Genomic DNA, 10,765 nt, shown 5'->3' on the forward strand with positions numbered 1-10,765 from the left:
GGGTGTCTCTTTCAATAGTTGCGTAAAACTCACAGGTTGATGCCATCTTATCGATTTTTCTTCCCGCCTGCCTGCGCTAACGTCATCACAACCCTAAATCGCACCCAAAACGCAGAGGTCGTGATGAACAAACCTTTAAGCCTACCCGATGCCAACGGGCTGTTTGGCAGTTTCGGTGGCCGCTTTGTCGCTGAAACCCTGATGCCGCTGATTCTTGAGCTGCAGGAGGAGTACACCACCGCCAAAAACGACCCGGATTTTCAGCGCCAGCTCGCCTATTTTCAGGGCGACTACGTCGGCCGCCCCAGCCCGCTCTACTTTGCCGAGCGCCTTACCGAGCACTTCGGCGGCGCGAGCATTTATCTCAAGCGTGAAGAGCTTAACCACACCGGCGCGCACAAGATTAACAACTGCATTGGTCAGGTGCTGCTGGCTAAGCAGATGGGCAAAAAGCGCATCATCGCGGAAACCGGCGCAGGCATGCACGGCGTTGCCACCGCTACCGTGGCTGCGCGTTTTGGTTTGCCCTGCGTGATTTACATGGGCGCCACCGACATCGAACGCCAGCAGCCCAACGTGTTCCGCATGAAGCTGCTGGGCGCAGAGATCGTGCCAGTCACCTCCGGCACCGGCACGCTGAAAGACGCCATGAACGAAGCGCTGCGAGACTGGGTCACGAACGTCGACGACACCTTCTACATCATTGGCACCGTGGCAGGCCCGCACCCGTACCCAGCCATGGTGCGCGATTTCCAAGCGGTCATTGGCCACGAAACCCGCACCCAAATGCTCGAAAAACAGGGCCGTTTGCCGGATTCGCTGATTGCCTGTGTGGGCGGCGGCTCCAACGCTATGGGCTTGTTTTACCCGTTTATTGATGATGAAAGTGTCCACATGGTGGGCGTAGAAGCAGGCGGCAAAGGCGTTAACAGTGGCCTGCACGCCGCCAGCCTGAACGGCGGCACCCCCGGCGTGCTGCACGGCAACCGTACTTACCTGCTGCAAAACGAAGATGGTCAGATTATCGACGCTCACTCGATTTCCGCAGGGCTGGACTACCCCGGCATCGGCCCAGAACACGCTTGGCTGCACGAGCAAGGGCGGGTTGAGTACGTTTCCGCCACCGATGACGAAGCGCTGGAAGCATTCCAAATCTGCTGCCGCCAAGAGGGCATCATCCCCGCGCTAGAAACTGCCCACGCCCTGGCTGAAGTGGCTAAGCGCGCGCCGACACTTCCCCGCGAGCACCTGATGGTGGTCAACCTCAGTGGCCGTGGCGATAAAGACATGATGAGCGTGGCCCATCATCTGGGGGATAAGTTCGGAGTGAAAAACGTATGAGCACGATACAGGAGAACGACATGACTAGCACCTCTCGTCTTGAACACTGCTTTACCGCGCTCAAACAGCAAAACCGCCCGGCGCTGGTCAGCTACCTCACTGCTGGAGACCCGGACGCCGAGACCTCCCGCCGCCTGCTGCACGGGTTGCCGGAAGCAGGCGTGGATATCATTGAACTCGGCATGCCGTTCAGCGACCCCATGGCCGATGGCCCCGCCATTCAAAAAGCCGCCCTGCGAGCGCTGGAAAACGGCCAGACCCAAGCCAAAACGCTGGAGATGGTGCGCCAGTTCCGTGAACAAAACAGCACCACCCCCATCGTGCTGATGGGCTACTACAACCCGATTTACTGCTACGGCGTCGAGCGCTTCTTAACCGATGCTGCCAAGGCCGGCGTCGATGGGCTGATCGTGGTGGATCTACCGCCCGAACACGATGAAGAGCTGTGCCAGCCCGCCGCTCAGCACGGCATCGATTTTATTCGCTTAGCCACGCCCACCACCGATGCCAAGCGGCTGCCCAAAGTGCTGGCCAACGCCTCCGGGTTTATCTACTACGTTTCCGTGGCGGGTGTCACCGGTGGCAGTGCCCCCACACCGGAACGGTTGGAAAGCGCCGTTAATCAGCTGCGTGAACACACGCCGCTGCCCATCGCCGTAGGCTTTGGTATCCGCACCGCCGAACAGGCCGCCACTATTGGCCGCTTCAGCGACGCCGTGGTCGTGGGCTCTGCACTGGTGGACTGCATCGAACACGCCAGCAGCGGCGATGACGCCGTGACGCGGGTGCATGGGCTGGTGAAAGAACTGGCGGAGAGTGTGAGAGGGTGTAGACATTAGGCATCGCATCGATGTGCGGTGAATGTAAACAGCGAACGCTTGGAGAAGTCGCAAAAAAAGAGCTAATATGAGGGCTATAAAAGGAGCTTTTTTATGGCTTCAGGAGGTTTCCATGCACCAAGTATTAGCTAACTTTTCGGTCAGTATTTCTGAGCTAAAGAAAAACCCTTCGGCACTGCTGACCCAAGCAAGCGGTGCCCCCATTGCTGTGTTGAATCACAACAAGCCCGCCGCTTACCTTGTCCCTGTAGAAACTTATGAGGCGATGATGGAGATGCTGGAAGACTACGAGCTGGCCAAGCTAGTGGAAGAGCGTCGCGCCGATAAAGACAAGGCCGTCACGGTATCACTGGATGACCTATAAGCTACGCTTTTTGCCCGCGGCCTTGAAAGAGTGGGAAAAGCTTAGCCCACCCGTCAAACAACAGTTCAAAAAGAAGCTGGCTGAAAGGCTAGAAACCCCACGTGTGCCTGCCGATAAACTCAGTGGTTTCGATGCCTGCTATAAAATAAAGCTTCGAAGCGTAGGCTATCGTCTGGTTTATGAAGTAGTGGATGATGAACTGTTTATCTACGTTATTGCTGTGGGTAAGCGTGACAAAGGCAACGTCTACGCGTCGCTAAAGCGCCGGATGTAATCCATCACCTATCGTGCAAATGACCACAAACAGAGGAAGACAATGGGCAAGCTCTTTTCATTGCTGGTACTGCTGGGGCTGGGCTACGCAGGACTCTATGTCTACTACGGTGTGGTGATCGAGAAGGAAGTCGAGGAGCAGTTAGAAGCCCGTGGGCTTTCATCGTTGAGCGTAGATAACGTTGAGTACGATTGGTTGGCCCCAGTGAGTGACAGCGCCAATGTTGCCGTGACGCTTGGCTACCGTGGCTCTCAAGCAGCGGTCAACATGCAGCTACAAGGCCACCCGCTGTTTTCTGATGAGGTGACGGTACAGCTCGATAGCCTGCAAGCGCTGCGCTTGGGCCTTAGCTTTGGGCAGTAGTCTTGAGTAGCCGCCTCGTGCAATAACCCCCCTAAAAGGACACCCCCATGTTTACCGGCCTGAGTGCGTTTCCGCTAACCCCCATGAATGAGCAGGGCATCAACGAGCAGGAGTTTACCCAGCTCGTGGCCCGTTTGGCGCAGGCGCAGGTGGATTCCATTGGCGTGCTGGGTTCTACCGGCAGCTACGCTTATTTAAGCGTGGAGGAGCGGGCGCGGGTGGCCAAGCTGAGCGTGGAGAGTGCGGCGGGGGTGCCGGTGGTGGTGGGCATTGGTGCGCTGCGCACCCGCGATGTGCTGGCCAATGCCGAAAATGCCCAGCAGGCCGGGGCAAGCGGCCTGCTATTAGCGCCTGTTTCGTACCAAAAGCTGACTGATGACGACGTGTTTAACCTGTTCAGTACCGTCAGCCGCGCCATTAGCGTGCCGCTGTGCGTGTACGACAACCCCGGCACCACGCACTTTACGTTCAGCGATGAGCTGCACGGGCGCATTGCCGAGTTGCCCCAGGTGCGCTCGATTAAAATTCCGCCAGTGCCTAACAACCTAGAAGACGCCAAAACCCGAGTAGCGCGGCTGCGGGCGCTGATTCCTAGTAACGTGACCATTGGCATCAGCGGCGACCCCGCCGCCGCGACGGGCCTGCTGGCAGGCTGCGAGGCGTGGTACTCGGTGATTGGCGGGCTCTATCCAGAACTAGCGCTGGCGCTAACACGCGCCGCCCAAGTGGGCGACGCCGAACAGGCCCAAACCCGCTCAGATGCCTTAGCACCGCTATGGGCGCTGTATCACGAATACGGCGGTAGCCTGCGGGTGGCGGCGACCATCGCTGAACTCACCGGTCGCGCTAGCGCCCCCTGCCTGCCCCAGCCGCTGAACACCCTGCAAGGGAAAGCTCGCCAACAGATTGAAGCGGTGATTGAAACGCTGGGACTTCACTAACCCGCAACAAGCAAAGCGCAAGTAGCTACAGCCCTTGCGCTCCGCGCCGCAGCCAGTTGTGAACAAACGCCAGCTTGCGCAGCGCCACTTCGGAAAGCACAAACGGGTAGAGATCCGACAGCCCCATCGAACGGTTTACATGGTTTACGCCTGCCACCAATGATGCCGCAATATGAATCAGCCGCTCTGAATCAGGTTCAGCGTAGGCATCCCAATTGTGGTCATTCGGTAGCACGGGCGAGGTCATGCCCGACGACACAAAGCTATCGGTGATATCGGTTAAGTGCAGCAGGTGCGAAGTGGTTTCCGCCCAATCCTCATGGGGGTGAGAAGAGGCGTAGGTCGACAGAAACCGCGTTTGCCAATCCGCCGGCGGGCCGTTTTGGTAGTGGCGCTGCAAGGCCGCTGGGTAATCCTCCCGCTCATCGCCAAACATCTCGCGGAAGGCCGCCAGAAAATCCTCCCGCAGGCTAAGCCGCCACCACAGCATATGGGCAATTTCATGGCGCATATGGCCAATCATAGTGCGGTAAGGCTCATCCAACGCCTCTTTGCGGGTGGTGCGCACCACGGCATCCGCTTCCGCCACGCTAATCGTTACCACGCCGCCCACGTGCCCCATAGGGACAGGCGTTCCGCCTTCCGCCAGCATATGAAATACCGGCGGCGCGCCGGGGTCTTCCGGGCGAAACCAGTGCCAGCGGCCCAGGTTATCGATCACCCAGCGCTTGGCGGCCTCGGTGTGTGCCCAGTTGGGTATCGCATCGGAAATGGAAGGGTCTGGGGCCAGGGCGGTCATCGCGCAGGCGCGGCAGAACTCGCCATGCTTGGGGGCAATCCAGTTACAACCAATCACTTCGCGATTGGCACAGAAGGGCGGCATGGGAATAAACGCCCGCGCCTGGGGGTCGTAGGCCACCGGCACACCATCCGCCGTGACCAAATTATCGAACCAGAGTGAACCGGCACCGACCGGATTAGAAAAAACGCGCATAGGTCGGGTACCTCAAGAGAAACGAAGCTTCAGTCTAGGAGCCGCCGCCCGCCAACGCCAATTGAGATACCCGCCGACTCAAGCGCTACGCCACCGGTACTGTGCCGCCATCAATCACAAACTCCGTACCCGTGATTGAGCCCGCCAGCGGCGATGCCACGAACGCAATCAGGTTCGCCACTTCCGCCGGGGTAGAGGGCCTGCCCAGCGGGATGCCACCCAGCGCGCCCATGATGATCTGCTTGCCGCCCTCGTAATCGGTGCCTGCCTGCTCAGCCAGACGCTCCGCCAAGGCAACGGCGGCTTCCGTCTCGATCCAACCCGGCGAGACGCGCACCACCCGCACCCCTTGTGGCGACACCTCCTTCGACAAACTCTTGCTATAGGTCGAGAGCGCCGCTTTGGCCGCCGCGTAGGCGGTGGTGGATTCCGGTAAAGGCAACTCCCGCTGAATAGAAGTCACGTGAACGATCACCCCTTCACCCTGGGCCAGCATGCCCGGGAGCAGGGCGCGGTCTAGCCGCACGGCGGGGAACAGGTTCAGGTTCAGCTCCTGCTGCCACTCCTCTTCACCCAGGGCCGCAAAGCCGCCCGCCGGGGCAGACGAGCCGCCCACCACATGCACGATGATATCCACACCGCCCATGCGCGCCTTCACGGCTTCTGCCACGGTGGCGCAGCCATCCACAGTGGTGAGATCGGCAGCGACGAACAGCTCTTCAGGTAGGGCAGCGGGGCGGTTACGGGCAGTCGTCAGCACCTGCGCGCCCTCTTCACGAAACAGCGCCACCACCGCCGCGCCCGCGCCTTTACCGCCACCCGTGATCAATACGCGACGCCCACTAAGCTGCAGGTTCATGGGGTAATCTCCAAGCTTTGAATGCGTTCATCGGCCAGTTCGATATGGTGAAACAGCTGCACCGGGCTGCCGGGAAAATCGCCGGTCACGGTGGTGGTAATCACCATCTTGTCGCCATCGCGAGAGACGTCGGTGGGCTCCACGTGGTACTCAAACTGGCGGCGGGTGCCGCGTAACCAGGCACGAATGGCGGCAATGCCCTGGTGGGTTTGCCCTTCATCCACCACGCGGGCATCGGCGGTAAAGCACTCCGCCAGTGAGGCATCATCCGCGCCGTTGCTAATGTCGATATAGGTGGCAATGGGAGTAGAGAGTGACACGCTCATGGTAAGCCTTCCTCATCGTGGTTGCTGTACGAGGATCTTCTGCTTAGGCTTACCGATTATCAAGAACGCACAAAAAGGTAAGTGGCTTACCCATGAGAAGGATTTACACGCCCACTAGCGCGGCCAGCGGAGTGGAAGATGTATTAAAAATGCTGGAAGGGCGCTGGAAGCTGATTATTCTCTTCCACCTCTTCGACGGTAACGTGCAGCGCTACTCCGATTTTGAAAAGCTGATCCCCGGCATCTCGCAAAAGATGCTCGCCCAGCAACTGCGGCAACTGGAAGCCGATGGCATCGTGGCGCGCAAGGTGTACCCGCAAGTGCCGCCCAAAGTGGAATACCGCCTAACCGAGTGGGGCCAAGCGCTCTGCCCCGCGCTGGATGCGCTGCTGAAATGGGCCGAGCAGAAAGAGGCGTTTCACCCCACCGAACACGCGGACGACGCCAGCGCTTGAGCCTCGCCAGCGCCCACGGCGGCGCTACCCAAGGCGCTCGCCAGTCGCCAAGGCCGCCCTGGCTCAGTATCATCACCCGCTCATTCATCACAGAAGCCACTGCTTATGTCTTGCCCGCCATGTCCCCGCTGCCAGTCGGAATTCGTTTATCAGGATCAACGCCTGTTCATCTGCCCCGAATGCGCCCACGAATGGAACCCTGAAGAAGCCGCCGCCGAAGAGGCCGTGAACGTGGCCGATTCCAACGGCACCCCGCTCGCCGAAGGCGACAAGGTCACGCTGATCAAAGACCTCAAGGTGAAAGGCAGCTCCCAAGTGCTCAAGATCGGCACCAAAGCCGTCATCAAACGGCTAAAAGAGGGCAAAGACCACCAGCTAGACTGCAAAGTAGACGGCGCAGGCGACATGATGGTGACCGCGCAGTTTGTGAAAAAGGCTTGAAGCGGTCGTTCTGTCTCATTAACTGTACAGGTTTGCGGGCAACGGCTAGACTTGTACTCTAAATAGTACATGTGAGGTGTGTATGAAAATCGTGTCTTTTACAGAAGCGAGGAATGGCTTGAAAGCTGTGCTGGATGGCGTCGTTAATGATGCGGATACCACCGTGATCACGCGCAGGGATGCTGAAGATGCCGTGGTGATGTCGCTGGATTATTACAACAGCCTAATGGAAACAGTGCACCTGCTTCGTTCGCCTAAAAATGCTGAACACCTTAACCGCTCAATAGCGCAATATCGTGCTGGCCAAACAAGCGCACGAGAGTTAATGGATGAGTAGTCAGCGACTGTTGTGTTGGACAGATGAATCTTGGAACGACTACGTCTATTGGCAAGCGCAGGATAAGAAAACCCTTAAGCGCATTAATAAGCTGATAAACGATGTAAAGCGCTCCCCCTTTGAGGGAATCGGCAAGCCAGAGCCCTTAAAAGAAAACCTAGCGGGCTTTTGGTCTCGACGTATAGACGATACTCATCGGCTTGTTTATGCAGTCGATCACCACGCGATCACTGTCATTTCTTGCCGCTATCACTATTAGCCCGCAACTGAATCGCCCCCGAGAGTGAGCCAGCAGTGGGAGGTGGCTTTAGCCCGCGACTGTGCCTGCACCCAGCCAGCTAAGTGGAAAAAATGACAGCTACCACACCAGCCCCCATCACCATTGCACTCGCCCAACTGCCGGTTAGCAAAGCGGCGGTAGACGACAACCTACAAACGCACCTGGCTTACATAGAGCGCGCCGCCGCGCTGGATGCCAACGTGGTGGCCTTTCCCGAACTCTCGCTCACCGGTTACGAGCTGGCGCTACTCAGCCAACTGGCCATGCCCCGCGACGATGCCACCTTTGCCGCCCTCACCGCCGCGGCCGTCGCCAATAACACGGTAGTAATAGCAGGCTGCCCACTGCACAACCCCAACGGCAAACCCCACATCGCAGCGGTGATCTGCTTCCCCAACGGCGAACATACCTTCTACCTAAAACAGCACCTTCACGAAGGAGAAGAGGTTTACTGTGCCCCCGGCACTGAGAGCGGCCTCATCAACGTTAACGGCACCCGCATCGCCCTGGCCGTTTGCGCCGACTTCACCCACCCAAGCCACGCCGCTACCGCCGCCAAACAACAAGCGGACGTATATCTCGCCAGCGCGCTGATCTCCCCAGGCGGCTATGTAAAAGATGCCGAGCTGCTCACCACCATTGCAAAGCGCCACCAACTGCCGGTACTGCTCGCCAACCACGTTTCCACCACGGGCGGCTGGCAAACCTGCGGTAATAGCGGTGGCTGGAACGCATCAGGGGAGCTAACCGTGACAGCTAACGGCACCCAGCCCAGCTTAGTACTGTGCCGCATTCACCACGGTGCCATAAGCGGTAGCGTGGCAGTGATGACTAACTTACATAGCTAAGTATGAGTTTCCGACTAAAAACTAACCATCTAAAGTGGGCTTAACCTAGATTAACTGCTAGTCTCGAAGCATTAGAGCAGACAATGCCGCAGGGACTACACGATGCAGAATGCCCGCATAACGCTTCACTCTAGCAAGCAGCGCATGCAAGTGCAGGTGGATGGCATTCTGCTAGCCGACTCCACCAATACGCTGGAACTTCGCGAACACGGCTACCCGCCGCGCCACTACTTCCCACGTGAAGACGTGCGGGTGGACTTACTTACTGTTTCGGAAACGACCACTTATTGCCCGTTTAAAGGGCATACGGTGTATTTCTCGCTGGGTGAGCGGCGGGATATTGCTTGGAGTTATGAAGAGCCGGTTGAGGGTGTGGAGTCTATAGATAAAAGAGTGGCCTTTAACATGGTTATTAGTCGATGATTTAACTCCTATCTATACTGATGGTGTCGGATATAGAGCTATTGAAATTTGTTTATAAAAGATCTTAAAAATGGTGTGTGCAAAGATGAAAAAAATTTTTTTCTCGTACTCTCATAAAGACGAAGATATAAGAGATAAGCTTGATACACAGCTTTCTTTATTGAAAAGAAGAGGTGTTATTGAGGCTTGGCATGACAGGGCTATCGATGTTGGCAGTGAGCTGGATAAAGAAATTGACGAGCATGTAAGAAATGATGACATTATTTTGCTTTTAATTAGTCCTGATTTTATTGCTTCAGATTATTGTTTTGATACTGAAATGAAAGTTGCCATGGAACGACACTATAGCGGAGACGCTATTGTTATGCCAATAATTATAAGACCTTGCGATTGGCAAGAAGCACCGTTTGGTAAGCTAATGGCTGCACCAAGAGATGGTCGTCCCGTTACTTTATGGGAAAACCAAGATTCTGCTTTTCTCGATATAGTAGATTCAATAAAAAGAGCCCTCAATAAATTATCTAATAAGAGTGCTTTGTCTCGAGGTGAAGAATGAAAAAAATATTTATTAGCTACAGTAGTATAGATGAAAATTACAAAGACCAAATGATCTCACATTTAAGTGGATTAAAGTATAGAGGAGTGATCGAAACTTGGCATAACAGAGACATTGTCGCTGGTGATGTAAAAAGCGATGAAATTGATCAGAATATTAACCAAGCTGCTGTAATACTTCTTATGGTAAGCCCAGATTTCATTGGGTCATCATATTGTTATGGCCATGAAATGAAGTATGCTATAAAGCTTCATGAAGAAGGCCGTGCAAGGGTAATACCTGTTATGTTGAGGCCATGTGATATCGAAGGTGCTCCTTTTGAAAATTTAAAAAGTGTTCCCGAAAAAAATTGGATCAGCCAATACGACGATAAGGATAGTGTATTTCTAGAAGTCGTTGAGCAAATAAAAATTGCAATTAAAGAGACGGTTTCAAAAAAAGAGCTGGTTACCAAAAAAGATTATGTTCATAAAAGCTCTTTTTTTGCATGGCTCAATGACACAGAAGTCGTTCTTAAAAGTAGAGCTACAGAGGTTATAAGATTGGATGATATTTATATATATCCAGATCTTAGAGGCCTGGACTCAGATGATGAAAGTTTTTTAGAGGTTTCATCAGCACGGCTACCAGAAAGTGAAGGCTATACTCTTGTTCTTGGTGAGGAACAATCAGGAAAATCAGCTCTAGCAAAGTCACTTTATAAAGACGCTTTTAGTTATGGCAAGAAACCAGTATTTATTGATGCAGATAATTTAAATGAAAGTGATATAGTTGAACTTTGCGATAAAGAGATAAAAAGACAGTATAACGATATTGATTGTCTTTCGGAAATAGTTTCTGCCGAGAGGTTTTTGGTAATAGATAATTTTGCGAGTGTGTCATTAAATAAAAAGCATCAAAATATTCTGTTGGATAGCATAGAAAGAGAGTTTAGTACTTGTGTGATTCTTGCATCTGACTCTTTTCAATATGTTATACCTGATATCGAAGGTATGGCAAGATTTTCTGTCAAGGAGATTTTGCCTTTAGGGAAGGTCTGAATAATTACCGATATTCGTCAACGCTCACTTGAGCTGATAAAAAATTGCAAATTTAGGCACTATTTTCCCGTTCTTTGTGCATTT

17 protein-coding genes are annotated in these 10,765 nt (G+C 54.6%); 14 read left to right on the plus strand and 3 right to left on the minus strand.

Annotation, left to right across the window (positions count from 1 at the left end):
* Nucleotides 1-123: 123 nt before the first annotated feature.
* From trpB to ACIGG6_RS07770, 6 genes are all read left to right on the plus strand, one after another.
* The gene (trpB, locus tag ACIGG6_RS07745) at nucleotides 124-1,341 is read left to right on the plus strand and encodes a tryptophan synthase subunit beta (protein WP_399843688.1); all 1,218 of its coding nucleotides are present in this window, start codon (nucleotides 124-126) and stop codon (nucleotides 1,339-1,341) included.
* A gap of 20 nt (nucleotides 1,342-1,361) precedes the next feature.
* Nucleotides 1,362-2,180 carry a tryptophan synthase subunit alpha gene (gene trpA, locus ACIGG6_RS07750; RefSeq protein ID WP_399843691.1) on the plus strand — a complete coding sequence of 273 codons (819 nt, stop codon included), beginning with the start codon at nucleotides 1,362-1,364 and terminating at the stop codon, nucleotides 2,178-2,180.
* A 112-nt stretch (nucleotides 2,181-2,292) separates the two neighbouring features.
* A complete protein-coding gene (locus ACIGG6_RS07755; protein ID WP_009100484.1) occupies nucleotides 2,293-2,544 on the plus strand; it encodes a type II toxin-antitoxin system Phd/YefM family antitoxin in 252 nt (83 codons plus the stop codon).
* Nucleotides 2,534-2,818 (plus strand): type II toxin-antitoxin system RelE family toxin, encoded by a 285-nt coding sequence (locus tag ACIGG6_RS07760; RefSeq protein ID WP_281442551.1) that lies wholly within the window; start codon nucleotides 2,534-2,536, stop codon nucleotides 2,816-2,818. The genes ACIGG6_RS07755 and ACIGG6_RS07760 overlap by 11 nt, the downstream gene beginning before the upstream one ends.
* A gap of 42 nt (nucleotides 2,819-2,860) precedes the next feature.
* Complete coding sequence (locus ACIGG6_RS07765; protein ID WP_399843694.1) at nucleotides 2,861-3,181, plus strand: hypothetical protein; 321 nt, start codon at nucleotides 2,861-2,863, stop codon at nucleotides 3,179-3,181.
* 47 nt (nucleotides 3,182-3,228) lie between these two features.
* Nucleotides 3,229-4,122 (plus strand): dihydrodipicolinate synthase family protein, encoded by an 894-nt coding sequence (locus ACIGG6_RS07770; RefSeq protein WP_399843697.1) that lies wholly within the window; start codon nucleotides 3,229-3,231, stop codon nucleotides 4,120-4,122.
* Nucleotides 4,123-4,147: 25 nt separating this feature from the next.
* Here the strand turns inward: ACIGG6_RS07770 and ACIGG6_RS07775 are convergent, their stop codons facing one another.
* From ACIGG6_RS07775 to ACIGG6_RS07785, 3 genes are all read right to left on the minus strand, one after another.
* Nucleotides 4,148-5,116: a putative zinc-binding metallopeptidase gene (locus ACIGG6_RS07775; protein ID WP_399843699.1), complete on the minus strand. Its 969-nt coding sequence runs from the start codon at nucleotides 5,114-5,116 to the stop codon at nucleotides 4,148-4,150.
* Between the two features lie 85 nt (nucleotides 5,117-5,201).
* Nucleotides 5,202-5,975, minus strand: coding sequence for an SDR family oxidoreductase (locus tag ACIGG6_RS07780; RefSeq protein ID WP_399843701.1), 774 nt, complete (start codon nucleotides 5,973-5,975; stop codon nucleotides 5,202-5,204).
* Entirely contained in the window at nucleotides 5,972-6,301 is a 330-nt protein-coding gene (locus ACIGG6_RS07785) for a nuclear transport factor 2 family protein (RefSeq protein ID WP_399843703.1), read from the minus strand. The genes ACIGG6_RS07780 and ACIGG6_RS07785 overlap by 4 nt, the downstream gene beginning before the upstream one ends.
* 92 nt (nucleotides 6,302-6,393) lie before the next feature.
* On the opposite strand from ACIGG6_RS07785, the gene ACIGG6_RS07790 reads away from it, so the two are divergent.
* The 8 genes from ACIGG6_RS07790 to ACIGG6_RS07825 all read left to right on the plus strand — a co-directional run bounded on the left by ACIGG6_RS07790 (nucleotide 6,394) and on the right by ACIGG6_RS07825 (nucleotide 10,681).
* Nucleotides 6,394-6,756, plus strand: a complete 363-nt coding sequence (locus tag ACIGG6_RS07790; protein ID WP_399843706.1) for a winged helix-turn-helix transcriptional regulator — start codon at nucleotides 6,394-6,396, stop codon at nucleotides 6,754-6,756.
* 105 nt (nucleotides 6,757-6,861) lie between these two features.
* Nucleotides 6,862-7,197: a zinc ribbon domain-containing protein YjdM gene (locus tag ACIGG6_RS07795; protein ID WP_399843709.1), complete on the plus strand. Its 336-nt coding sequence runs from the start codon at nucleotides 6,862-6,864 to the stop codon at nucleotides 7,195-7,197.
* An 82-nt stretch (nucleotides 7,198-7,279) separates the two neighbouring features.
* The gene (locus ACIGG6_RS07800) at nucleotides 7,280-7,534 is read left to right on the plus strand and encodes a type II toxin-antitoxin system Phd/YefM family antitoxin (protein ID WP_062372652.1); all 255 of its coding nucleotides are present in this window, start codon (nucleotides 7,280-7,282) and stop codon (nucleotides 7,532-7,534) included.
* A complete protein-coding gene (locus ACIGG6_RS07805) occupies nucleotides 7,527-7,793 on the plus strand; it encodes a Txe/YoeB family addiction module toxin (RefSeq protein WP_159342812.1) in 267 nt (88 codons plus the stop codon). Before ACIGG6_RS07800 ends, ACIGG6_RS07805 begins: the two co-directional genes overlap by 8 nt.
* Before the next feature lie 92 nt (nucleotides 7,794-7,885).
* Nucleotides 7,886-8,662 (plus strand): carbon-nitrogen hydrolase family protein, encoded by a 777-nt coding sequence (locus tag ACIGG6_RS07810; RefSeq protein WP_399843712.1) that lies wholly within the window; start codon nucleotides 7,886-7,888, stop codon nucleotides 8,660-8,662.
* A gap of 102 nt (nucleotides 8,663-8,764) precedes the next feature.
* Nucleotides 8,765-9,085 carry a DUF427 domain-containing protein gene (locus tag ACIGG6_RS07815; protein ID WP_399843715.1) on the plus strand — a complete coding sequence of 107 codons (321 nt, stop codon included), beginning with the start codon at nucleotides 8,765-8,767 and terminating at the stop codon, nucleotides 9,083-9,085.
* Between the two features lie 85 nt (nucleotides 9,086-9,170).
* Nucleotides 9,171-9,641, plus strand: a complete 471-nt coding sequence (locus ACIGG6_RS07820; protein ID WP_399843717.1) for a toll/interleukin-1 receptor domain-containing protein — start codon at nucleotides 9,171-9,173, stop codon at nucleotides 9,639-9,641.
* Complete coding sequence (locus ACIGG6_RS07825; protein ID WP_399843719.1) at nucleotides 9,638-10,681, plus strand: toll/interleukin-1 receptor domain-containing protein; 1,044 nt, start codon at nucleotides 9,638-9,640, stop codon at nucleotides 10,679-10,681. Before ACIGG6_RS07820 ends, ACIGG6_RS07825 begins: the two co-directional genes overlap by 4 nt.
* The last annotated feature ends 84 nt before the right edge of the window (nucleotides 10,682-10,765 follow it).

Source organism: Vreelandella lionensis, assembly GCF_044543515.1.
In the GTDB taxonomy this organism is placed as follows: Bacteria; Pseudomonadota; Gammaproteobacteria; order Pseudomonadales; family Halomonadaceae; genus Vreelandella; species Vreelandella lionensis.